General features: G+C 31.8%; 25 protein-coding genes. 9 read left to right on the top strand and 16 right to left on the bottom strand.

What is annotated here, in order from left to right; all coding sequences use genetic code 11:
* Positions 1-59: 59 nt before the first annotated feature.
* Together groL and groES are read right to left on the bottom strand one after the other, a co-directional pair.
* Positions 60-1,682 carry a chaperonin GroEL gene (gene groL, locus ssp1_RS04340; RefSeq protein ID WP_075778764.1) on the bottom strand — a complete coding sequence of 541 codons (1,623 nt, stop codon included), beginning with the start codon at positions 1,680-1,682 and terminating at the stop codon, positions 60-62.
* A 54-nt stretch (positions 1,683-1,736) separates the two neighbouring features.
* A complete protein-coding gene (groES, locus tag ssp1_RS04335; protein WP_002451577.1) occupies positions 1,737-2,024 on the bottom strand; it encodes a co-chaperone GroES in 288 nt (95 codons plus the stop codon).
* A 174-nt stretch (positions 2,025-2,198) separates the two neighbouring features.
* On the opposite strand from groES, the gene mroQ reads away from it, so the two are divergent.
* Positions 2,199-2,942, top strand: coding sequence for an intramembrane glutamic endopeptidase MroQ (gene mroQ, locus ssp1_RS04330; RefSeq protein WP_075778765.1), 744 nt, complete (start codon positions 2,199-2,201; stop codon positions 2,940-2,942).
* A gap of 59 nt (positions 2,943-3,001) precedes the next feature.
* Here the strand turns inward: mroQ and ssp1_RS04325 are convergent, their stop codons facing one another.
* The gene (locus tag ssp1_RS04325; RefSeq protein ID WP_118828135.1) at positions 3,002-4,624 is read right to left on the bottom strand and encodes an SdrH family protein; all 1,623 of its coding nucleotides are present in this window, start codon (positions 4,622-4,624) and stop codon (positions 3,002-3,004) included.
* A 197-nt stretch (positions 4,625-4,821) separates the two neighbouring features.
* Here ssp1_RS04325 and ssp1_RS04320 point away from each other — a divergent pair, with 197 nt between their 5' ends.
* Positions 4,822-5,448, top strand: coding sequence for a nitroreductase family protein (locus ssp1_RS04320; RefSeq protein ID WP_002451574.1), 627 nt, complete (start codon positions 4,822-4,824; stop codon positions 5,446-5,448).
* Between the two features lie 116 nt (positions 5,449-5,564).
* The gene (locus ssp1_RS04315; RefSeq protein ID WP_075778768.1) at positions 5,565-6,350 is read left to right on the top strand and encodes a carbon-nitrogen family hydrolase; all 786 of its coding nucleotides are present in this window, start codon (positions 5,565-5,567) and stop codon (positions 6,348-6,350) included.
* A gap of 413 nt (positions 6,351-6,763) precedes the next feature.
* Here ssp1_RS04315 and ssp1_RS04310 read toward each other — a convergent pair whose 3' ends face one another.
* Together ssp1_RS04310 and ssp1_RS04305 are read right to left on the bottom strand one after the other, a co-directional pair.
* Positions 6,764-6,841, bottom strand: a complete 78-nt coding sequence (locus tag ssp1_RS04310; RefSeq protein WP_015364841.1) for a delta-lysin family phenol-soluble modulin — start codon at positions 6,839-6,841, stop codon at positions 6,764-6,766.
* Positions 6,842-6,907: 66 nt separating this feature from the next.
* Positions 6,908-6,985 carry a delta-lysin family phenol-soluble modulin gene (locus ssp1_RS04305; protein WP_015364840.1) on the bottom strand — a complete coding sequence of 26 codons (78 nt, stop codon included), beginning with the start codon at positions 6,983-6,985 and terminating at the stop codon, positions 6,908-6,910.
* Between the two features lie 316 nt (positions 6,986-7,301).
* Between ssp1_RS04305 and ssp1_RS04300 the strand changes: the two genes are divergently transcribed.
* Genes ssp1_RS04300 through agrA form a run of 4 tightly spaced genes read left to right on the top strand, consistent with a single transcriptional unit; the run spans position 7,302 to position 10,058 of the window.
* The gene (locus ssp1_RS04300) at positions 7,302-7,865 is read left to right on the top strand and encodes an accessory gene regulator AgrB (protein WP_002451572.1); all 564 of its coding nucleotides are present in this window, start codon (positions 7,302-7,304) and stop codon (positions 7,863-7,865) included.
* Between the two features lie 4 nt (positions 7,866-7,869).
* The gene (gene agrD, locus ssp1_RS04295; RefSeq protein WP_002466272.1) at positions 7,870-8,010 is read left to right on the top strand and encodes a cyclic lactone autoinducer peptide AgrD; all 141 of its coding nucleotides are present in this window, start codon (positions 7,870-7,872) and stop codon (positions 8,008-8,010) included.
* A 29-nt stretch (positions 8,011-8,039) separates the two neighbouring features.
* Positions 8,040-9,329: a quorum-sensing sensor histidine kinase AgrC gene (agrC, locus tag ssp1_RS04290; RefSeq protein ID WP_075778770.1), complete on the top strand. Its 1,290-nt coding sequence runs from the start codon at positions 8,040-8,042 to the stop codon at positions 9,327-9,329.
* A gap of 12 nt (positions 9,330-9,341) precedes the next feature.
* Positions 9,342-10,058, top strand: coding sequence for a quorum-sensing response regulator AgrA (gene agrA / locus ssp1_RS04285; RefSeq protein ID WP_002466277.1), 717 nt, complete (start codon positions 9,342-9,344; stop codon positions 10,056-10,058).
* 58 nt (positions 10,059-10,116) lie between these two features.
* Here agrA and ssp1_RS04280 read toward each other — a convergent pair whose 3' ends face one another.
* The 7 genes from ssp1_RS04280 to ssp1_RS04250 form a co-directional block, all read right to left on the bottom strand.
* Positions 10,117-11,073, bottom strand: coding sequence for a carbohydrate kinase family protein (locus tag ssp1_RS04280; RefSeq protein ID WP_002452009.1), 957 nt, complete (start codon positions 11,071-11,073; stop codon positions 10,117-10,119).
* Positions 11,070-12,554 carry a sucrose-6-phosphate hydrolase gene (locus tag ssp1_RS04275; protein ID WP_118828134.1) on the bottom strand — a complete coding sequence of 495 codons (1,485 nt, stop codon included), beginning with the start codon at positions 12,552-12,554 and terminating at the stop codon, positions 11,070-11,072. Before ssp1_RS04275 ends, ssp1_RS04280 begins: the two co-directional genes overlap by 4 nt.
* A gap of 301 nt (positions 12,555-12,855) precedes the next feature.
* The gene (locus ssp1_RS04270) at positions 12,856-13,806 is read right to left on the bottom strand and encodes a LacI family DNA-binding transcriptional regulator (RefSeq protein ID WP_075777908.1); all 951 of its coding nucleotides are present in this window, start codon (positions 13,804-13,806) and stop codon (positions 12,856-12,858) included.
* Between the two features lie 139 nt (positions 13,807-13,945).
* Positions 13,946-14,170, bottom strand: coding sequence for a sulfurtransferase TusA family protein (locus ssp1_RS04265; protein ID WP_002452012.1), 225 nt, complete (start codon positions 14,168-14,170; stop codon positions 13,946-13,948).
* A gap of 12 nt (positions 14,171-14,182) precedes the next feature.
* Positions 14,183-15,253, bottom strand: coding sequence for a YeeE/YedE family protein (locus tag ssp1_RS04260; RefSeq protein ID WP_075777907.1), 1,071 nt, complete (start codon positions 15,251-15,253; stop codon positions 14,183-14,185).
* Positions 15,254-15,424: 171 nt separating this feature from the next.
* Positions 15,425-15,730, bottom strand: a complete 306-nt coding sequence (locus ssp1_RS04255) for a hypothetical protein (protein WP_049425310.1) — start codon at positions 15,728-15,730, stop codon at positions 15,425-15,427.
* 27 nt (positions 15,731-15,757) lie between these two features.
* The gene (locus ssp1_RS04250) at positions 15,758-16,402 is read right to left on the bottom strand and encodes a redox-sensing transcriptional repressor Rex (RefSeq protein WP_049425311.1); all 645 of its coding nucleotides are present in this window, start codon (positions 16,400-16,402) and stop codon (positions 15,758-15,760) included.
* A 254-nt stretch (positions 16,403-16,656) separates the two neighbouring features.
* On the opposite strand from ssp1_RS04250, the gene abc-f reads away from it, so the two are divergent.
* Positions 16,657-18,591, top strand: a complete 1,935-nt coding sequence (gene abc-f, locus ssp1_RS04245) for a ribosomal protection-like ABC-F family protein (protein WP_075777906.1) — start codon at positions 16,657-16,659, stop codon at positions 18,589-18,591.
* 350 nt (positions 18,592-18,941) lie between these two features.
* Entirely contained in the window at positions 18,942-20,564 is a 1,623-nt protein-coding gene (locus tag ssp1_RS04240) for a MutS-related protein (protein ID WP_075777905.1), read from the top strand.
* 53 nt (positions 20,565-20,617) lie between these two features.
* Here ssp1_RS04240 and tsaD read toward each other — a convergent pair whose 3' ends face one another.
* The 4 genes from tsaD to tsaE are packed head-to-tail and all read right to left on the bottom strand — an operon-like array spanning position 20,618 to position 23,190.
* Positions 20,618-21,655 carry a tRNA (adenosine(37)-N6)-threonylcarbamoyltransferase complex transferase subunit TsaD gene (gene tsaD / locus ssp1_RS04235; protein WP_075777904.1) on the bottom strand — a complete coding sequence of 346 codons (1,038 nt, stop codon included), beginning with the start codon at positions 21,653-21,655 and terminating at the stop codon, positions 20,618-20,620.
* Positions 21,648-22,112, bottom strand: coding sequence for a ribosomal protein S18-alanine N-acetyltransferase (gene rimI, locus ssp1_RS04230; RefSeq protein WP_002452019.1), 465 nt, complete (start codon positions 22,110-22,112; stop codon positions 21,648-21,650). The genes tsaD and rimI overlap by 8 nt, the downstream gene beginning before the upstream one ends.
* A complete protein-coding gene (tsaB, locus tag ssp1_RS04225; RefSeq protein ID WP_002452020.1) occupies positions 22,085-22,747 on the bottom strand; it encodes a tRNA (adenosine(37)-N6)-threonylcarbamoyltransferase complex dimerization subunit type 1 TsaB in 663 nt (220 codons plus the stop codon). Before tsaB ends, rimI begins: the two co-directional genes overlap by 28 nt.
* Positions 22,744-23,190, bottom strand: a complete 447-nt coding sequence (gene tsaE, locus ssp1_RS04220; protein ID WP_075777903.1) for a tRNA (adenosine(37)-N6)-threonylcarbamoyltransferase complex ATPase subunit type 1 TsaE — start codon at positions 23,188-23,190, stop codon at positions 22,744-22,746. Before tsaE ends, tsaB begins: the two co-directional genes overlap by 4 nt.
* Between the last annotated feature and the right edge of the window lie 90 nt (positions 23,191-23,280).

Genomic DNA, 23,280 nt, shown 5'->3' with positions numbered 1-23,280 from the left:
ATTATCTTTATGTCTAATTTATGAAGTTTTTTTCAATTGTCCAATGCGATGGCGTGAACTTACATCATACCAGGCATGCCGCCACCCATTCCAGCTTGTTCTGATTGATCTTTTTCTGGAATTGTTGCTACAACTGCCTCTGTTGTCAAGAACATTGCAGCTACACTTGCTGCATGTTGTAATGCTGAACGTGTTACTTTAGTAGGGTCTACAATACCTTCTTCAAGCATATTAACCCATTCATTTGTTGCAGCGTTGAATCCAACACCTGCATCTGCATTTTTAAGACGTTCTACAATAATAGAACCTTCCAATCCTGCATTTTCTGCAATTTGTCTAACTGGTGCTTGCAATGCTTTTAAGACAATATTAACGCCTGTTTCAACATCGCCAGTTGCTTCAATATCACTTACTTTTTTATAAATATTTACTAATGCTGTTCCACCACCAGCAACGATACCTTCTTCAACAGCTGCTCTAGTTGAGTTTAAAGCATCTTCAATACGTAATTTACGTTCTTTTAATTCAGTTTCACTAGCAGCACCTACTTTGATGACTGCAACACCTCCGGCTAATTTAGCAAGACGTTCTTGTAGTTTTTCTCTATCGAAGTCAGAATCAGTTTCTTCAATTTGTGCTTTGATTTGGCTAACTCGTGCATCGATATTATTTTCATCACCGTCTCCATCAACAACTGTCGTATTATCTTTAGTAACTTCAACCTTATTAGCACTACCTAACATATCAATTGAAGCATCTTTTAATTCTAATCCTAAATCATCTGTAATGACTTGTGCACCTGTTAAGATTGCTAAGTCTTCTAACATTGCTTTGCGACGATCACCAAATCCTGGTGCTTTAACTGCTACTGCTGTAAAAGTACCTCTCATACGGTTTAATACAATATTAGTTAATGCATCGCCTTCTACTTCATCTGCTACAATTAAAATTGGACGATTAGATTGAACCACTTGTTCTAATAAAGGTAAAATATCTTGGAAAGAAGAAATTTTCTTATCAGTAACTAAAATATATGGGCGTTCTAACTCCGCAATCATTTTATCTGAGTCAGTGACCATATATGGTGATTGGTAACCTCTATCAAATTGCATACCTTCTACAACTTCTAATTCAGTATTGAAACCATTAGATTCTTCTATAGTAATAACACCATCGTTGCCCACTTTTTCCATAGCTTCTGAAATATATTTACCAATTTCTTCATCTGCTGCAGAAATGGCACCTACTTGAGCAATTTCATTTTTATTTTCTACTTTTTGAGAAATTTCATGTAAAGCTTCAACTGCTACTTGAACTGCTTTATCAATACCTTGTCTTAAACCTACAGGGTTTGCACCACTAGTTACGTTTTTTAGACCTTCTTGAATCATTGCTTGTGCTAATACTGTTGCAGTGGTAGTACCATCACCAGCAATTTCATTTGTTTTGTTAGCTACTTCTTGAACTAATTTGGCACCCATATTTTCATATGGATCTTCTAACTCAATTTCTTTTGCAATTGTGACCCCATCATTTGTAATTAATGGCGCTGTATATTCTTTATCTAATACAACATTGCGTCCTTTTGGTCCAATTGTCACTTTCACGGCATTTGCCAATTTATCTACACCACGTAACATTGCTTGACGTGCGTCTTCTGAGAATTTTAAATCTTTAGCCATTATGTCTAACCTCCAGTATTGTCAATCTTCTTACTTTTTTATAATACGTTTATTTTATGCTTCAATAATTGCTAAAATGTCATCTTCATTTAATACGATGTATGTTTCATCGCCACGTTTAACTTCTGTTCCTGCATATTGTTGGAATACAATTGTATCCCCTTCTTTTACTTCAGGAGCAACTCTAGAACCATCATCTAATAAGCGCCCTTTTCCGACTGCTTTAACGATGCCTTCATTTGATTTTTCTTTAGCACTATCTGTTAATACGATACCACTTTTAGTTGTTTGTTCTTGTTCTTTTCTTTCAATAATCACACGATTTCCTAATGGTTTAAGCATGATTGTTCCTCCTTGTTGAGTACGAATTTTAGCACTTAAACTTTTAGAGTGCTAAAGTACTTTTATAATAATCAAATTTGGTCAATATTTCAAGCAGGACGTCTTTGAATTTATTTTGTACATAATGATTTTTTACGATAAAATAAACTATAAACAGAAAATCGGAGGTCCAATATGAAAAGATTTTGGGTGTCATTATTAACAGTATTAATTTATGCCTTAGCTCAATTTTTACCAGGCATGTTATTACGAAGTGGATTAATCCAACCAGAAAAAGGTATGGAAACAACTCAATTTATGATATATACACAAGTATCATTATTTATAGTCGCAGCTATATTAATCATATTAATTAACTTATATATTAAAAATCCTACTCGTCTCGAAGCAGGTGTTAAAGAATCCAAACGCTACATCATCAGTTGGGCATTACTTGGATTTTGTATCGTCATGGTATATCAAGTTGTTGTGAGTTTAATTTACACACTTGTTTTAGGACAACAACAACAAAGTCCTAATACTGAGCGATTAATGGCTATTGCTAAACAAATGCCAGTCTTTATTATATTAATTTCAGTTGTTGGTCCAATTTTAGAAGAGTTTGTATTTAGAAAGGTGTTATTTGGTGAATTATACAACGCTATCAAAGGTAATCGTATCGTTGCCTTTTTAATAGCTTCTATTGTAAGTTCACTTCTTTTTGCATTAGCACATAATGACATTAAATTTTTACCTATGTATTTCGGTATGGGAATGTTATTCTCATTAGCTTATACATATACAAATAGAATTGCTGTACCAATTGTCATTCACATGTTACAAAACGGTACTGTTGTCATTATGCAAGTCTTCGGTGGTGAAGCACTTAAAAAAGTACAAGAACAAGCCAACTTTATCATCCATCTTATATTGAATTAAATATAAATTAATAGAGCCAGTCACATTTTCAGTGATTGGCTCTATTTTTTAATATCATTTTATTGTGCACCTTCATCTTGCTTTCGTCGTTTTAACAGATATGCAATGATTACACCAATGAAAATGGCAATAATACTTGTACCTAACGTCATTAATAATCGATTTGTTTTCTGCTCTTTTTGATAACTTTCTTTCTGTTGATTTGATGTACTTATTTTATCATCGCTATGATTTTCAAAAGAACTTTTATCACTCGATTCTTTATCTTCAGGTTTCTTTAAATCAGGCATTGATCCTATATCGCCTGTTATTAAAGCTAGAACTTGATCATCTAAGTTTTTATAGTACTTCTTTGAATCCAATGGGTTAAAATACTGAAATCTAAAATAATTAGATGATTGTTGTAATGAATTTAAATATTGATTTCCACTAAACGTTTCTTTTCTAAAAATATTGTAAATATCCCTATCTGAAATAGCACCATTAGAATTATCAAGTTGATGAATTTGATTAATCACAAATGGGTTATATTTGTATGAACCTTCTGCTAAAGAATTAAACCTTCTTATTAGCGACTGCTGATTTGATGTACGCTCAAAGCCTTTTTGATTGTTGAAAATTGATTCCGGTCTTTGCCACATAAAACGATTACTATCATAATTAGATGTATTAGATTGTGACTGATCGTATGAATTTGATTTCCGCACTGGTCCTAAAACTTGATTTTGAGAGTCGTATCGAGGCATTAATTGCACAGAATTATGATTAGAATTCTGATATTGGCTATTGCTCACGTTATTATTATTTGCATTTTGCCAATGATTGGGTCTTTGATTATTTGATTGACCATGATGAGTCGAACCTGTTCCATTGGCTTGATGATTTGAATTATTTTCACCGGGATATTGTGAGTTTCCATCTTGAGATGACTGCTGACCTTGATTTATAGGTGGTTGCTGATTGCTTGGTTTTTGATGTTGATGATGAGTTTGTCCTGAACCTGGTTGCGTGCTTGGTTTATCATTGTTTTGATTAGAATCTGGTTTGTCTTGATTGTTAGATCCATTGGGTTTGTCTTGACCATTTTGGTTAGACCCTAGTTTATCTGGATTGGTTTGTCCATTTTGATTGGAATTAGAACCATCATCTTTATCATTTGGCTTGTCATCTGGCTTAGTACTTGGATTATCTTGATTTGAGTTTGAATCTTGATTACTATCTGATCCATCATTTTGGTCATCATTTGGTTTATCTTGATTATTATCAGTCTGATCCTGATTATCTTGATTCCCAGGCTTATCATTATTATCAGAAGTACCATTGTTTGAATCAGTGTTATCATTTGAATTTGAACCATCATTTTGTCCCGAATTTGGGGTGTCATCTTTACTACCATCAGATGTATTACTACTATTATCAGGATTAGTTTGATCTTGGTCAGATTGATTTGAGTCACTTTGATTAGAATCAGAAGATTGAGATGTATCCTTTTTATCATCAGTTGATGGTTCAGCATTATTTTTATCATTGTTGTTCTGATTTGAATCATTTGTTTGAGTTGTATCTGATTGAGGTGGCTTATTTGAATTTTCAGCCGCAAAAACCGACGGACTTAGAAATGATGTGCTTAATATTAATGCAAATCCAGGTAACATTAATTTATGTTTTAACTTTTTCTGCATCAAAAGTCACCTCCTATTATTATTTCTTTACTAAATCAAGTATATATAAAGTAACCAAATAATGCATTGATATATGTTTATTGATAAAAAATATTAATATTTTTGAAATTTTCCAGTAATTATTAGTTTACTTTATCGAGTATAATATTTATACTAAAGATACAAATAGTTATTAACTATAACAAAGGAGATTGAATATGGGTTTATTTAATAAAAAGAACAATGACGTTTCATTTAACGATGCTATGGAGCAAAGACGTACAATATACAATTTAGAAAGTACTATTTCAATTGAAGATTCAGAGTTAGAAGAGTTAATTGCACATGCAGTTAAACATGTACCTTCAGCATTCAATTCTCAATCTACTCGTATCGTTTTATTATTAAATGATAAAAATGAAAAATTCTGGGAAAACACGAAAGCTATTTTAAAAGAAACAATGGGTCCAGATCGTGATTTTGAACCTACACGTCAAAAAATTGATAACTTCAAACATTCATATGGAACTATTCTTTACTATGAAGATCAAGATGTTATTACAGGATTACAAGAAAAAATGCCAAACTTCTATGACAATTTTGAAATTTGGTCTAATCAAACAAATGCAATGCATCAATATGCCATTTGGACTGCATTAGCTACTAAAGGTATTGGCGCTTCATTACAACATTATAATCCAATCGTTGACGAAGCAACTGCAAATGAATTTGGCATTCCAAAAACATGGAAATTAGTAGCTCAAATGCCTTTTGGTAATGTTCGTGAGCAAGCTGGTGAAAAAGATATTAAACCAGTTGAACCTCGTTTCCTTATTAAAAAATAATTGATTGAATTTAACACTGAGTGGGCGTAAATTTCTTACAGAAATTACCCCACTTTTTTGCTATCTAGATATAATTTTAGTATCTTATAATTAATCAATTAAGAGGAGTGATATATATGAAAGTTCAACTATTTCAAATATATATCGAATATGGTCAATCTGAGAAAAATATGGCAAAAATTGAACAATGGTTTGAAGATAAATTAGAAAACGACACAGACGTTGTAGTAATCCCTGAAATGTGGAACAACGGCTATGCATTAGAGAAATTAAATGATCTAGCGGATGATAACTTAAAAATTAGTTTGCCATTTATTACAAATCTAGCGCAAAGGTATCAAGTTGATATTGTTGCTGGCTCTGTATCAAATAAAGTTGATCAATCTATTTATAATACAGCATTTACAGTATTATCTAATGGTAATTGTATAAATGAATATAATAAAATCCATTTAGTTCCAATGTTAAGAGAACCCGATTTCATGTCACCAGGTGTGAATGTTCCTGAACCCTTTGCTTTATCTGATGGCACTTTGGCTACTCAAATTATATGCTATGATCTTAGATTTCCAGAATTACTACGATACCCCGCTCGTAGTGGCGCAAAAGTAGCATTTTATGTTGCACAGTGGCCAACAGTAAGATTAAATCATTGGCTCGCTTTACTAAAAGCACGAGCAATTGAAAATGACATGTTCATTATCGGTACAAATAGCTGTGGCAATGATGGTCAAACAGATTATGCTGGGCATTCAATTGTCATCAATCCTAATGGCGAAATTATTGGAAGTTTAAATAGCGAAGAGGATTCTTTAACTGTAAATATAGATATTAATGAAGCTATAGAACAACGCCAATCAATTCCAGTATTTGATAATCTTAAACTTGATTTATATAAATAGAAATTGAATCTTTCCCACTCGATGCAATTTAATTGAGTGGGTTTTGTTGTATATAAGAATAAGCCGTGAGCTTGGGAGGGGCTCACGGCTTTTGATAACTTATTATTAAGGGAATGTTTTTACAGTTATTTTTTCAATCTATTTTTTGGGGATGTTATTAATTATGAAAAAATTTTAGTGAATTTATCTCTTTTTATAATGATAAATTGAATGTTGTTTTACGATAGCTTACATGTTAGAAAAATACCTAGTTAAAGGTAGCTAAGAATAATACGTAACACTGAGTCCAAGGAAAACTACAGTCATATTAGTAAATGTTTGGTCACCTACTAATGTTGCAAGTTATTAAGTTGGGATGGCTTAATAACTCACCTATTATACGAAGAAAACAAAGTTACAATGAATTTCTACTATTATTTAGTGAATTTTTTTACTGTATCTAAAATCCATTTTACAAAATCACCAATTGTTGAAATGATATCTGCAGTCATTGAAATCACTCCTTCCATTTGAATTATTGTAAATCCTAAATACTCATCTTAACTAACTTGAAAAAATTATTTTTGGAATTTTTTCACAGTGTTAATGATTAATTTTACTAAATCACCGATTGTTGAAATGATATCTGCTGCCATTGAAATCACTCCTTCCTTCTAGTAATGGAACTAGAATTACTTTGACAAATAATTCTAATAAGTAGATTAAGCAAATTTTCAACTCTATTTCCATCACATCTCTGTGATATGAGTCTATTAAAACATGGTTATACCTCTTTGACTTAAAAAATTCCTAACTCGCAATATTTTATACTAAACTGTAAGCCTTTTTATGATAAAATACTTTTTAGAAAGTACATTATACAGTTAAGTATTTATTTTTCACAGTTAGGCATAAAACACAAAATAAGTTGCACAAAATTGTATAATGATACTTAAGGAGAGTAGTGAACAAGTGAAAATAATAGATACAAAAATTGATCAATTTGCCAACTACTTACAACGTAGAAATAACTTGGATCGCATACAATTTCTAAAAGTTCGTTTAGGTATGCAAGTTGTAGTAAGTAACATAGCGAAATTTATAGTAACATATGGGTTAGCGATAATATTTCATATTTTCTGGTATACGTTAACTATGCATTTAGCATATATGATTTTAAGGTTTTACGCGCATGGCGCACATGCTAAATCATCTTTACTATGTCATATTCAAAACATCATTATTTTTCTATTGATGCCATGGCTTATCGTATATTTATCAATTGGTAAATTTGAAATGCTTATCTTTGCATTAATTGGTTACTTAATAGTAATTATCTATGCACCTGCTGCAACAAAGAAACAACCTATACCTAAACGCTTAGTGAAAAAGAAAAGAATACTCTCCATTGCAGTTTACATGTTATTAGTCATAATATCGTTTATAATTAAAGAACCATATTCACAATTAATTCTATTTGGAATTATTGTTGAATCAATTACATTATTACCTATCTTTTTCCCTAAGGAGGATTAACATTATGGAATTTTTAGTCAATTTATTTTTTAAATTTTTCACTTCAATCATGGAATTCGTTGGTTTTGTAGCTGGTTATAGTCCATGTACTAACTTCTTTGATGAACCCGAAGTACCTAGCGAATTAACTAAAATATACGAATAACATCATTTAATTTAGAAAGCGTGTATTAAATGGAATTAATCAATAATATACCGTTTGCTATTTTGCAATTAATTTTATACTTTTGGGTTACAAAATTAATATCGTTTATCAAATATACAAGAAGAGATTATTTTATCATCACAGGGATTATAATCTCTTCTCTTGTATTATACGAATTATTTGGTACGAAATCTTTACTTTTTGTAGTTATATCTAGCTTAATTTTCTTATATAGGAAAATTAAATTTTATTTTTTTTTGGCTGTTTTAATTACTTCATTGATAATGTATTTGAGCAACTTCACTACTTTAGTATTGTACGTAACGGTTTTAGATAAAATCACTAATACATATATATTACTTACAATATACATGTTAGTATTTTTTATAGTTTCTTTGATAACTTCTCTAATTCTGAGATTTTTATTACAAAAACTAAAAACATCATACCTTTCGATGAATAAAACATATAATATCATTATCGCTTTAGTATTAATAATATCGTTCGTATTTTTTTACTCTTATTCTTTAGTCAATACTTCTGCATTCGAAAGCTTAAGAAGTTATGGAATCATTTTTGTTGGTTTAATTATCTTTTTAAGCATCATTATTTTCATTCTTTCAATGTTCACTTTACGTGAAATGCGTTATAAACGTAATCTTCAAGAGATTGAAACGTATTACGAATATACTTTAAAAATTGAATCTATTAATAATGAAATGCGTAAGTTTCGACATGACTATGTCAATATTCTATCAACGATGTCTGAATTTATTCGTGAAGACGATATGCCAGGCTTACGTCAGTACTTCAACGAACAAATTGTACCGATGAAAGATAACTTAGAAACACGTTCCCTTAAACTTAACGGTATTGAGAAGCTCAAGGTGCGTGAAATCAAAGGGCTTATTACGACGAAGATTCTTCAAGCTCAAGAAAAAGAAATCGCGATTAGTATTGAAGTCCCTGATGTGATTGAACGCATTGATATGAATACGATAGAACTAAGTCGTATTATTGGTATTACGTTGGATAATGCGATTGAGGCATCAGAATCATTAGAAGATGCCCTTATTCGTATCGCCTTTTTCAAAGAGGATGAATCTGTAACGCTTATTATCATGAATAAATGTAAAGATAGTATTCCTCGTGTTCATGAACTTTTTGAAGAAGGATTTTCTACAAAAGGTGATAATCGAGGTTTAGGGTTATCTACACTTAAAGAAATCACTGATAATAATGATAATGTATTATTAGATACAGTCATTGAAAATGGCTTTTTTGTTCAAAAAATTGAAATTATCGATAAAGAATCATAAGGATGTGAAATCATGAAAATATTCATTTGCGAAGATGATCCAAAACAACGAGAAAATATGGCTTCCATTATTAAAAATTACATTATGATTGAAGAGAAGCCTATGGAGCTTGCTCTCGCAACTGATGATCCTTATGAAGTGCTTGAGCAATCCAAAAATATGAATGACATCGGTTGTTATTTCTTAGATATACAACTTGAAGCAGATATAAATGGTATTAAATTAGGTAGTGAAATTCGAAAACATGATCCTGTAGGTAATATCATTTTTGTAACAAGCCATAGTGAATTAACGTATCTCACTTTCGTTTATAAAGTCGCTGCAATGGATTTTATATTCAAAGATGATCCTGCAGAACTGAAAACACGTATTATCGATTGTTTAGAAACAGCTCACACAAGACTCAAATTATTATCCAAAGAAAGTAATGTAGAAACAATTGAGTTGAAACGTGGTAGTAATTCAGTTTATGTACAATATGACGATATCATGTTTTTTGAATCATCTAGTAAATCACATCGTTTAATTGCACATTTAGATAATAGACAAATCGAATTTTATGGTAACCTTAAAGAATTAAGTCAATTAGATGACCGTTTCTTTAGATGTCATAATAGCTTTGTGATTAATCGGAGAAATATTGAATCCATTGATTCTAAAGAGCGTATTGTCTATTTTAAAAATAAAGAACACTGTTATGCATCTGTTCGTAATGTCAAAAAGATATAATTCCATTATTAATATAAATAAACAACCATCCGTTAGTCTTAAACGGATGGTTGTTCTATTATGCATGATCAATTTCATCTAAAGTAGGAATACTGTCAATGGCACCATATTTTGTCGTTACTTTTGCTGCTACAAGATTACTGAAATGTAAGATTGCTTCACCTTGTTGTTTAAACAATCTCTCTATAGACATATCTTGATGAGTTAATATTTGACTTATCACGGCTCCTATAAAGGCGTCTCCAGCACCAGTCGTATCGATGGCTTTGACTTTAAAGCCTTCATGATGTTTTACTGTCCCATCTTTTAAATAAATTGAGGCACCTTTAGCACCTTGCGTATAAATTACCGCTTCAACATGACCTACAAATAGCGATGCAATCGCTTTAGATTCATCATGCTCTCCCGTAATAAATTCAAGCTCTTCATCTGAAACTTTAATAACATGTGCTTTAGGTATAAATGTCAGTATAGCGTTACGACAATCCTCTTCATTATCCCATAAAGGCAATCGGACATTAGGATCAAAAACAATAGTTCCTTGTTGCTGTTCAAATTTCTCAACCATTGCTAAATGTGCTTGTTTCATTGGGCTATCTACTAAATCAACAGAGCAAAAATGTAAAATATCACCCTTACCCATGTCTATATCTTCAATATTTTGAGCTTCATATAACATATCTGCAGATGGTTTTCGATAAAATGAAAAATCTCTTTGCCCATCTGCCTTTAAACTTACAAAAGCAAGTGCTGTATTCGCCTCATTTGTTCTTTTAATATAACCAGTACCAACACCAATATTTTGTAGTGTTTCAACGATAATATCTCCAAATGCATCATTGCCAAGTTGCGTAATCATTTCAGCTTGTGCACCTAACTTTTGTACTGTACAAGCAACGTTACAAGGTGCACCACCTACTTGACGTGAAAATTGTTCCACGTCTTTAAGTGCAGTATCAGTTACTGTTGGCATAAAATCGATTAGCGCTTCACCAATTGCGAATAAACGTCTCATGAAAGATCACCTTTCAAATTATATTTCGTAAATTGTAAATAAACTTGTCCTGATTCAGTAGAAGTTTTAATACCGGTTGCTTCTTCCACAGGGAATATTCTTGAAGTTAATACACGTTCACCATCATTACAGAAAATTTCTATACTTGATGTATCTACAAATATGCGTAACTGAGTTAGTGTTGAATCCAATTTTGTACTACGTGTAGTACCTTCCACATTACCTGGTAACAAACCACTATCAGTTCGATCAAGCGTCACTTTATTGTCACGCTTATTATAAGAAATCATTGTCGATTGATATCTTGATGTTCTTAACTCAAAATAAACTTCAGAAGCATCATTTTCTAAAATATCAATGATTAATTCGTACTGTTTACCCTCATAAGGATGTAACTTCGTTGTAAATTTATTAGCGTAACCTAAAGCAGTTTCTTTGTTATATCTTAATTTTTCTAGACTTTGAATAGGTCTTTGTTTCAACTTACCGTTTTCAACAGTTAATACTCTTGGAATAGTTAAACAATGTGCCCAACCTTCTTCATCTGTAGGATATGTTGTTTCTGGTAATCCCATCCAACCAATTAAGATACGTTGACCATTTTTATCGAGAAATGTTTGTGGAGCATAAAAATCAAAACCTCTGTCTAATTCTAAAAATGATTGATGATCAAACTCTAAAGTATCTAGATTTAAATCACCCATGATATAGCCAGATTGATAAATATTACGATATTTATCTTCCTCACTATCAATGCCTTGTGGACAGAACATAATGATATCATGGCCATCCAGTTCAAAATAGTCAGGACACTCCCACATATAACCAAATTGGTTTAATGATGTTTTAATTTCTCCTTGGAAATGCCAATTCACAATATCTTTCGAGCTATATAATAATAATCTACCAAATTCATCCATAGTTTGGGCACCCAAAATCGCATAATATTGGTCCTCAATTTGAAATACTTTTGGATCTCTAAAATGACTTGTATAGCCTTCAGGTTGTTGGCTAATAACAGGTTTAGGAAACTTCTCTACTGAACCGTCAGCTTTCATTCTAGCTATCATTTGTGATGAATGTCTTTCCCAATTATGATCACGGTGATTTCCAGTGTACATATAATATAAATGACCTTGAAATTCAAAAACACTTCCACTATAAACACCATGACTATCAAATTTGGTATCTGGACTTAGTATGACTCCTTGAGGTTCGAAGTGAACCAAGTCGTCACTCGTATAATTAAACCAATATTTCAAACCATGTACTGCGCCTAATGGGAACCATTGATGTGAGACATAATACTTTCCATTAAAATAAATTAAACCATTGGGATCATTTAATAAACCCGTTTCTGGTTGAATATGGAAAGTTTGTCTATACGGAGATAATTGTACTTGTTGTTTTAAATTTAATAATTTATCGCTATCAACCTCTTCTATTCGTTGATAACGTTCTTCTTTAGTCCATTCAGTCATTCATATCCCCCTATTTTATAATAATCGTTTAAGTAAATGGGGTTAAGTTTATAAATAATAAAGAACCCTTGATACATATACTTATGTTTAAGCATGATGTTTGCACCTAAGATCGAAACTTTATGCTATATCATACACGTTCATGTAAATGTATGTCTTTATACTTGTTCTCCCCAACTTGCATTGTCTATAGAATTTGTTTTCTAAATTCTATAGACATGAGTCACTTGACCTAGTAAGTATGATGTTTATATTTTATCATTTATACTGGTATCGGTTCCATATAAATTGAATATATTCTTTATAATTTCACTGGTATCACGATGGATTCTTCAATAGATTCTCCCTTAATCAATTGTCTAACTTCAAGCATCGCACGTTGTCCCGCTTCATAATAATTAAACTGTATTGTTCGAATAATTGGAGAAACAATTTGTGTCATAGGATCTCCACCAAATCCATGAATTATTGTTGGTTTTAATAATTGATCTGAATTAAAACGATATTTATGAATTGCCAACGCAATGGCATCAGTCGCACCAATAATGACGTCAGCATCATTAATCTTTGTTAACGTTTGCTTAATATCTTTTAATGCTTCTTCATATTTAAATGAGGTTTCAAATATATCTGGTTTAATTTGATATTTTGATAAGCCATCGATTAAACCACTTTTCCTATGTACACCTACCGCAATATCTTTCTCAGTAACACTAAAAAATACAACACGTCGCGGTTGTCTTTGACCTACCCACTCACCCACTTTTAATCCTGCTTGATAATCATCATGCGTGATGCTATGTAAACCAGGATATGCTTGTCCAACAATAATGACAGGTACATTAGCTTTATCAATCACTTCCAAATGTTTATCAGTAATATCAGTTGCCATTAAAATAATTGCATCTACTTTACTACGAGATAACGTTTCAATGGCTTCAATTTCTGCTTCCATATGTAATCCAGTATAGTTAAGTAACAGTTGATAGTTATGTTGTTGACATTGATTTACGATACCCTTCACTGTTTCATCAACAGCATAAGAGTTCATCCTTGGAATGATAGCACCTATAATACGTGTTTGAGTTGCTCTTAAACTTTGCGCGAATTGATTCGGTTGGTAGTCATGTTCATTAATGATCCTACTTAGTTTCAAACGTGTCTTTGGACTGACAGATCCATTATTTAAATACCTAGAAACCGTACTCTTTGATACTCCTGCTAATTTTGCGATATCCGATATATTTTTTATAAAAGTTACTCACCCATCATATTTTGGAAAACTTATATCTATTCTATCATAAATGTAATCGCTTAAAATACTAATTTCTAGTTGAATAAATATAGATAGAGCACCCATGATGGATGCTCTATCTATATTTATCATTATTTTACGCCTTTTGTACAGTAATTGTCCAAGACGCATCACCAAGTTGTTCATAATTAGTAACAGGGTAACCATTTTCTGCCGCCCAATTAGGGATTGCCTCAGTCGCCTGTGTACAATCAAAATCAATTTTTAATTCATCACCAGAATCTAATTCAGTCATTTTCTTTTGAGCTTCTATTAAAGGGAAAGGACAAACCATACCAACTGTGCCTAATTCATATACCATAATAACTCCTCCTTAAGTCGTTTGTGTTTGTTGTTTTTTAGTCGATTGTTGTAGTTGTTTCATTGGCTTAATAAAAATAAAGTAACTCATAAACCATACACCTAGAATCATTGAACCTAGACCAATCCAGCCTTGCCAACTCATTGTCGCCGTTTCAACTAAGCCATTACCGATTGAACAACCACCTGCAACAGAGGCTCCAAAGCCCATTAAAATGCCACCAATTGCACTATTTCTAATTGTTTTCTTATCTGGTAAACGCCATTTAAATTCTTTTGATCCTTTAGCAGCAATGTAAGAACCTAGGAATATACCTATAACTAAAAATGCGCCCCAATCAATGAGTTGTGTATTTCCAGTAATTAAGAAATTAACAATATTTGCTGAAGGTGTCGTAATTCCTAATCCATAATCTCTACCAGTAGAACTACTCATTGGCCAAGCTAATAAAGCGATTAAACCAACTGCAATAGCCGCTACAAACGGATGATATCTTCTTTCAAATAAATAATGTCTTACGCCTGAATACTTCTGTTTTAATTTAGGGACTGCTACTTTAGGCTTTTTAAGTGTTTTTGTCACTAATATTAAAGTAATTAACGTTATTAGTATTACTAAAATCCAATTGGGAATATGCAATGTATCTGCCATACTTGCATTGACATTTGTAGGTTGATTAATTACTTTTAGGACTGGTGACAAAACACCTGTCTTAGTAATTGCACTTGTTAATGCATATAAAATGAGTGCAACCCAACTACCTATTAAACCTTCTCCTGCTCTATAATATGTTCCAGTAGCACAACCACCTGCTAATACAATACCTATGCCAAAGACAAAAGAACCAATGATTGTACCAACAATTGGAAATGTGTGTGCTGGAACATTTACTATACCTAAACTTGTTAATATTAATAAACCAATACTTTGAACTGTAATAGCAACAAGCAATGCATAGAACATTTTATTACTTTTTTGAACATACATATCTCTAAAACCGCCTGCTAAGCAAAAGCGTGTTCGTTGCATTACAAATCCTAATAGTACGCCGACGATCAAACCGCTTATAATCATCCAAACCACGTTATCACCCTTTTCCGATATAAATACTAAGTTATTTTACAGGATAAAGTGTTATATTTCAAGTTCACTATCATAATATGTTTCTTAATTCTACACATTTATCAATGAAATGCTTTATTTAAAATAAAAAAAGAGTACATCTCGATAAGATGTACTCTTGCTCATCACTTTTTAAAGTGCTTGTATTTCATCGATATAATGAACTAATGCTTGCAATTCATTTGCTTTAAAATGACTAAATTTATACCAAGTTTGGTTATAGTAAATCAATAATTTATGTCCCAGTAACCCCTTACGTATTTGGTAACGAATAATTTTTTTAACATCAATATCTAAATTTAGAGGATTATGATTTGTATAATAGGACTTGAACACTAATGTATGACCGTTCAATACCAATTGTCCTGGAATGTATATTAATGTAGGTAAATGTGCTTTATACATACACCCTATTTGAATCAATACTTTATCATTCATAAAAAGTCCCACCAAATGATCAATATGCTATTTCATTGATTCATCATAATTTCTCATAAAGAAAAGTAAGGACTGTAATTCAATACCTAAATCAATATGATGTACTTGTACATCAGTTGGCGTACTCACTCTCGCTGGTGTAAAATTCATAATACCTTTAATACCAGATTCAACCAGCTCATCTGTAACACTTTGGGCAACCTGTTCAGGTGTTGTAAGAATGACTACATCAATATCTTGATTTGATAACGTATGTTTTAAAGTCTTGCTATCTTTTACAACAACACGGCCTACTTGTTCGCCGATGACATCTTGATTTACATCAAATGCTTCTGTAATGGTCATTTCATCGTGAATTGAGAAGTTATATGTTAATAATGCTCGACCTAAGTTACCCACACCAACAATTGCAATTTTAATATCATTGCTACCACTAATTTCAGCTTTGAAAAATTCAATTAAACTATCTATATTATAGCCATATCCTTTTTTACCTAATTCGCCAAAATATGAAAAATCTCTACGAATCGTAGCTGAATCTATTTGTAATGCTTCGCTAATAGCTTTAGAATTAACACGGTCAATACCTTTAGATTTTAGATTACTCACAAATCTATAATATAACGGTAAACGTTTTAAAGTTGCTCGAGGAATTTTAACGTTACTTGCCATTTTATTTGTCTCCCTTCGACGCTAAACGGTTTTAATTTTATGTATATATGTTTGCAACAATAAAAATCCAAATAATTGTTCACAATGAATACTTGCTAATTATACATTAATAAAATTTAAAAATAAATATCCTAGTTTCAAGACACAGCTTAATACTGTAAAATAAATATTAATATGATAAACAAAACATTTAAACATATCAAACTATATGTATAGTTTATAATGATATCGCATATTTAGAAAGGTGAAGTCGGATGATACTTTTACAACTTAATGACATCTCTAAATCGTTCGATGGTGAAGATATCTTTACTAACGTTGATTTTGAAGTGAAAACAGGTGAACGAATAGGCGTTGTTGGACGAAATGGTGCCGGTAAATCAACACTTATGAAAATCATTGCTGGCGTTGAAGATTATGATAGTGGTCACATTTCAAAGATTAAAAATCTTAAGATGGGCTATTTAACACAACAAATGACGTTGGACTCTAACGCCACTGTGTTCGAGGAAATGTCAAAACCATTTGAACATATTAAAAATATGGAACTATTAATCAAACGTGAAACAGATTGGTTAGCTGCCCATGCAAATGAGTATGATACACCTACTTATCAATCACATATGGAAAAATATGAATCTTTATCAAATCAATTTGAGCAATTAGAAGGTTATCAATATGACAGTAAAATTAAAACAGTTCTTCATGGATTGAATTTTAATGAAGATGACTTTAATAAGCCTATTAATGACTTTAGTGGTGGTCAAAAAACACGATTATCACTTGCACAAATGTTGTTAAATGAACCAGATCTATTATTACTTGATGAACCTACCAACCATCTTGATTTAGAAACTACAAAATGGTTAGAAGATTATTTGCGTTACTTTAAAGGCGCAATTGTCATTATAAGTCATGATAGATATTTCTTAGACAAAATCGTTACACAAGTTTATGACGTCGCTTTAGGTAGTGTTAAACGATATATTGGTAATTATGAACAATTTATTCAACAGCGAGATAAATATTATGAAAAACGTATGCAAGAATATGAAAAACAACAAGAAGAAATTAAACGGTTAGAAACATTTGTAGAAAAAAATATCACAAGAGCTTCTACAAGTGGAATGGCAAAGAGCCGTCGTAAAACATTAGAAAAAATTCAGCGTATTGATAAACCAATGATTGATGCAAGAAGTGCTAACATTCAATTTGGATTTGATAGAAATACCGGAAATGACGTCATGCATATCAAACAATTAGAAATTGGTTATGATGATACACCTATTACTAAACCTATTAATTTGGAAGTATCCAAAGGTGATCACATCGCTATTATTGGGCCAAATGGTGTCGGTAAAACCACTTTAATTAAAACCATTGCTCAAAGACAACGTCCACTCGGTGGCGAAGTCACATTTGGTGCTAATTTACAAATAGGTTACTATGACCAAAAACAAGCTGAATTCAAATCAAATAAAACCATTTTAGATTATGTTTGGGACCAGTATCCAAATATGAACGAAAAAGATATTCGAGCAGTATTAGGCCGTTTTTTATTCGTACAAGACGACGTCAAAAAAATTATCAATGATTTATCTGGTGGCGAAAAGGCAAGATTACAATTAGCCTTGTTAATGTTGCAACGTGATAATGTACTTATTTTAGATGAACCTACCAATCACCTCGATATAGATTCGAAAGAAATGTTAGAACAAGCTTTAGAACATTTTGCAGGTACTATTATCTTTGTATCCCATGATAGATACTTCATCAATCAATTAGCCAATAAAGTATTTGACCTAGATCATGATGGTGGAAAAATGTATCTTGGTGATTATCAATATTATATTGAAAAAACAGAAGAAGCTGCAGCCTTAAAAGCTAAAGCAGAGAGTGAAATTGAGTCTGCAAATCACTCAAATACTAAACATACTACAGCGTCATCATATGAAAACCAAAAGCAGCGTCGTCGCGAACAACGCAAAATAGAACGTGAAATCGAGCAACGTGAAGCCATCATCGAATCATGTGAAGCAAAGATCGAAGACATTGATCATCAACTTACACAACCCGATGTTTATAGCGATCCTGTAAAATCCAATGAACTAGCTGAATTAAAATCGAATACCGAACAAGAATTAGAACAAGCAATGCTTGAATGGGAAGAATTACAAGAAAAATTATAAATAACTATTATTTTTCCAGACACTAGAAAGTAGATTTTCTACTTTTTAGTGTCTTTTTTCTGATTTTTAATTGATTATTATTAACATTCATTTTCGCCTATCTGATGGCTATCCACAGAGTTATCCTAGTTATCCACAGGTAATATGTAACTAAATTTTAGAGTTATTCAGATAAAAATTTGCTATATCCACAAAAATTAACACCACTTATCCACAAGTTGTGCACTTATTGTTGATAAGTACGCATGTTCCCTATTGACATATCTTCTGACTTCTCATTTTTATCATTGATTGTTTCAAATTAAATGATATGAAATAATTAAAAAAACAATACATCAAGGAGTTTTTAAATGAATGACCCACAGTTATTTTTATTATTTGTTTTAGGCGTTATTATATTAACCACAGTCGTTAGTATCATTACTTCTATCATTAATAGACGACAGTTCATTAATAAAATTAACGGCTTATGGTCTAATCAAGAAAAGTTAGAAAAATTTATCAGGCCAAATGCGAAATATGATTATCAATTTCAAACCTATTTTGATAACTATGATGATCGTCAACTAATTGATAACAAGACATGGTCTGACTTAAATATGGATGCATTATTTCAAAGTATGAATTTCAATTTCACAGCACTTGGGGAGATGCGTTTATATGCAACATTACGTAGAATGTTTAAAATGAACAATAAAATATTACTCAATCGTTTTAAAGAAGATACTTCTTTTAGGAATCAGGTTTCATTACGGTTAGGTCTAGTTGGTAAAAGTGTCTATCCACATTTTCCCGATCAACTCACACCTATTAAATGTCAAAAAATATTTATGCTAGCCCCCTTATTACCAATAATCGCTTTAATTTATACGTGCTTTGATGCGTCAAATGGTATTCTGTTATTCATCATGGCATGTGTGATTAATATCATTTTATCGGTCAGTTTAAAACGAACTTATGAACAAGATTTAAAAACCATTTTTTATACTGCTAATATTTTAAAGCAGTGTAAAAATCTTACTGATATAGAGGGAACACCGCAAATAGACGTTAATTTCAATCACTTTAAAACTGCAAGATATTTAAGTGGCATATTAGCTAAAGTCGAAAGCGTTGACTTTGCATCAGCCTTTGTTTTATTAATTAAAACTATATTTATGTTAGATTATCTTATTTTTCACACGATTCAACATAGTTACTATAAATATTTAGATGAAGTATTAAAATGCTACGATTATATTGGCCAATTAGATAATCATTATGCAATTGCCTTATACCAAGAGACATTAGAAGCATACTGCGAACCTGAAATAATTCAAAATAGTAATACTCAACAGCAATTATGTGAGTTTAATCAACTTGTACATCCATTAATTAACAATGCTGTTCCAAATGATTTAAATCTCAATCGAAATATTTTATTAACCGGTTCGAATGCATCTGGTAAATCAACCTTCATGAAGACTGTTGCGCTTAATCTTATTTTGGCTCAAACAATTAACACTGCAACAGCCACTCAATTTAAATATGTACCTGGATTAGTCTACACGTCTATGGCTAATGCAGATGATGTCTTATCAGGAGATAGCTATTTTATGGCTGAATTGAAATCCATTCGCCGTTTATTCAATATTTCAACGGATAATCAAGTATACTGTTTCATTGATGAAATCTTTAAAGGAACCAATACTACAGAACGTATTGCCGCTTCTGAATCAGTATTAACTTATTTATCTCACTTGCCAAATTACTATGTATTAGCTGCAACACATGATATTGAATTATCAAATTTATTAAATATATCTTATACAAATTATCACTTTAATGAATCAATTAAAGATGATTCCATTGCGTTTGACTTTAAAATCAAACCAGGTAAAGCAAATACAAGAAATGCAATCGAATTGCTAAGATTGACACAATTCCCTACTGATATTTATGAACGTGCCAAACAACAAGTTAAGGATATATAATAAAAAGTCAGTAGTGTGAGATTCTATTTAATCTCGCATTACTGACTTTATAATTATGATAAAGATTCAATTGAAAAATCTTCAATATCGATATTATTTTGTCCATTCATTGCCATATCCCCACGAATGCCTGCTAAATACAAGAAATGACCTGCTGCACCAATCATCGCTGCATTGTCAGTACATAATTTTGGTGTAGGAATGGTTAATTGGATTTGATTATTTTCACACTGTTTAGAAATACTTTCTCTTAGTCCACGATTACTTGCTACACCACCAGCAACAATTAATCGCTTAACGTTATACGCTTTGCAAGCATGTATCGCTTTAGTTGTTAACACTTCAACAACACTATTTTGGAAGCTAGTTGCCACATTTTCTGGCACAATGTCTTGCCCTTTTTGACGTTGATTATGCAATTGATTAATAACTGCACTTTTTAGTCCACTAAAACTGAAATCATAACTTTCTTTTTCTAACCAAACTCTAGGAAATTGATACGTATCTTCACCTATAGCTGCTAATTGATCTATTTGAGGTCCACCTGGATATGGCAAGTCAATTGTACGTGCTACTTTATCATATGCTTCACCTACAGCATCATCTCTTGTTTCACCTATCACTTTAAAATGGAGATGATCTTTCATATAAACCAATTCTGTATGACCTCCTGAAACGATTAATGCCATTAATGGAAATGTTAAAGGCGTTTCTAAATGATTCGCATAGATATGTCCTGCAATATGGTGAACGGGTATTAATGGTATATCATATGCAAATGCAAGTGCTTTCGCTGCATTAATACCTATGAGTAACGCACCTATAAGTCCAGGTCCTTGCGTTACAGCGATAGCATTAATATCATTCATAGTCACATTTGCAGTTTGTAAAGCAGTGTCTATAGTCGTTGTGATTCCTTCGACATGATGACGACTAGCAATTTCAGGTACAACACCACCAAAGCGCTTATGACTTTCAATTTGGCTTAACACTGTATTGGACAATATTTCCGTACCATTTTTAATAATACTTACACTTGTTTCATCACAACTTGTCTCTATTGCTAAAATTAATGTCTGTTGATTATTCACGTAAATTCACCCACATGACTAATGCATCCTGCCCTTCTCCATAATAATTTTTTCGTTTTCCACCATATTGAAAACCTAAATTTTGATAAACATGTTGAGCCACTGTATTATCCACTCTAACTTCTAAACTCATCACTTCACATCGATGTCTCGCATAATTCATGACATATTTTAATAATAATTGTCCTAAACCATATCCTCTAAATTGCTCTGCAATCGCAACTGTGGTTATTTGTGCTTGATCAATGACAACCCATAATCCTAAATATCCAATAATCGTATGGTTAAATTCTATGACGAAATAATTAGCAAACTCATTCTTTTCAATTTCATGATAAAATGCATCGATTGACCATGAACTATCATTAAAACTAGATCTTTCAATGTCAAAGACTGCTGGAACATCATCTTTACTCATTTTTCTAATATTTAATTGTTCTTCTGTTGGTCTATCCAATTTCTTTCCGCCTCAGTTATTTTATGATATTTAGGAACAAAACTATGGATTTCAGTTGGCTGGCTAATTAAATTTTTCATGACTGATGCTTGTGGTAATTGATTAATGCCCTTAGCATCTAGCAAATGTTCTAATTTAACCGTATCTTCACCTATAAATACATGTGGTTGATCAAGTTCATGTAATTTCAGTTTCAAGTCGTTAATTGAAATATATTGATCGTCTAATACAGTTTCTAATATTCCATTTTTTCTTTGGTAAATTCCTGCATAAACCGCTTCACGTCGGGCGTCAAAAATGGGTACTAAAAGTTTGTTTTTTTCGCTAACAGTTGCTGCCAAAGCTTTTAATGAAGAAACGCCATACAATTTACAATTTAATGCATAGGCAAGTGTTTTAGCAGTCGTCACACCAATTCTTAATCCAGTATATGAACCTGGGCCTTCAGCAACTACGATGCCATCGAGATCATTTTTTGAGATACTACTTTCTTTAAATAAACGTTCAATCTCAGGCATTAATTGTACTGAATGATTCGTCTTTGAATTATTGGTTATTTCAGCTAAAACATCATTGCCATCTGTTAATGCGACAGATAAAGGCTGATTGGACGTATCTATCAATAATAATTTCATTGTTCTAACGCCTCCTTCATTGCTTCATAATGTTCGCCTTTAGCTTCTATCGTAATGTGTCGACTCATTTCATCAATAACTTCAATATTTATTGTCAGTGATTCATCAGGTAGTAAATCCTCAATAAATTGGCTCCATTCAATCACTGTTAAGCCATTATCTTCAAAGTATTCATCAAATCCTAAATCTTCTTCTGAATCTTCTAGTCTATAGCAATCCATATGATGTAACTTTAAATGTGTACCTTTGTAAGATTTAATAATATTAAATGTTGGTGAATTGATTGTTCTCTTAACACCTAAAGCTTCACCTATAAATTGCGTGAATGTTGTTTTACCTGCACCTAAATCTCCATTCAGTAAAACTAAATCCCCAGCTTGGACTAATGCCACTAATCTAGCCGCAAATTGTTTCATCTCGTTTTTATCTTTAATACTAATCATAGGTCATTCTCCTATTTACTTTTTAACTACACAATAAATATATTAACTTAATAAGTGTAACAAATTTTGTCTTATATTTCTTCGTAAATA

The sequence above is a fragment of the Staphylococcus sp. M0911 genome (genome assembly GCF_003491325.1).
GTDB classification, from domain to species: Bacteria; Bacillota; Bacilli; order Staphylococcales; family Staphylococcaceae; genus Staphylococcus; species Staphylococcus warneri_A.
The sequence above is the reverse complement of the archived record's forward strand: the minus strand, read 5'-3'. Positions and strand labels throughout refer to the sequence as shown.

Coding starts and splice junctions, on each gene's coding strand:
- groL (WP_075778764.1), bottom strand. CDS start 1,682: ATGGCTAAAGATTTAAAATTCTCAGAAGACGCACGTCAAGCAATGTTA.
- groES (WP_002451577.1), bottom strand. CDS start 2,024: ATGCTTAAACCATTAGGAAATCGTGTGATTATTGAAAGAAAAGAACAA.
- mroQ (WP_075778765.1), top strand. CDS start 2,199: ATGAAAAGATTTTGGGTGTCATTATTAACAGTATTAATTTATGCCTTA.
- ssp1_RS04325 (WP_118828135.1), bottom strand. CDS start 4,624: ATGCAGAAAAAGTTAAAACATAAATTAATGTTACCTGGATTTGCATTA.
- ssp1_RS04320 (WP_002451574.1), top strand. CDS start 4,822: ATGGGTTTATTTAATAAAAAGAACAATGACGTTTCATTTAACGATGCT.
- ssp1_RS04315 (WP_075778768.1), top strand. CDS start 5,565: ATGAAAGTTCAACTATTTCAAATATATATCGAATATGGTCAATCTGAG.
- ssp1_RS04310 (WP_015364841.1), bottom strand. CDS start 6,841: ATGACTGCAGATATCATTTCAACAATTGGTGATTTTGTAAAATGGATT.
- ssp1_RS04305 (WP_015364840.1), bottom strand. CDS start 6,985: ATGGCAGCAGATATCATTTCAACAATCGGTGATTTAGTAAAATTAATC.
- agrD (WP_002466272.1), top strand. CDS start 7,870: ATGGAATTTTTAGTCAATTTATTTTTTAAATTTTTCACTTCAATCATG.
- agrC (WP_075778770.1), top strand. CDS start 8,040: ATGGAATTAATCAATAATATACCGTTTGCTATTTTGCAATTAATTTTA.
- agrA (WP_002466277.1), top strand. CDS start 9,342: ATGAAAATATTCATTTGCGAAGATGATCCAAAACAACGAGAAAATATG.
- ssp1_RS04280 (WP_002452009.1), bottom strand. CDS start 11,073: ATGAGACGTTTATTCGCAATTGGTGAAGCGCTAATCGATTTTATGCCA.
- ssp1_RS04275 (WP_118828134.1), bottom strand. CDS start 12,554: ATGACTGAATGGACTAAAGAAGAACGTTATCAACGAATAGAAGAGGTT.
- ssp1_RS04265 (WP_002452012.1), bottom strand. CDS start 14,170: ATGGTATATGAATTAGGCACAGTTGGTATGGTTTGTCCTTTCCCTTTA.
- ssp1_RS04255 (WP_049425310.1), bottom strand. CDS start 15,730: ATGAATGATAAAGTATTGATTCAAATAGGGTGTATGTATAAAGCACAT.
- ssp1_RS04250 (WP_049425311.1), bottom strand. CDS start 16,402: ATGGCAAGTAACGTTAAAATTCCTCGAGCAACTTTAAAACGTTTACCG.
- abc-f (WP_075777906.1), top strand. CDS start 16,657: ATGATACTTTTACAACTTAATGACATCTCTAAATCGTTCGATGGTGAA.
- ssp1_RS04240 (WP_075777905.1), top strand. CDS start 18,942: ATGAATGACCCACAGTTATTTTTATTATTTGTTTTAGGCGTTATTATA.
- tsaB (WP_002452020.1), bottom strand. CDS start 22,747: ATGAAATTATTATTGATAGATACGTCCAATCAGCCTTTATCTGTCGCA.
- tsaE (WP_075777903.1), bottom strand. CDS start 23,190: ATGATTAGTATTAAAGATAAAAACGAGATGAAACAATTTGCGGCTAGA.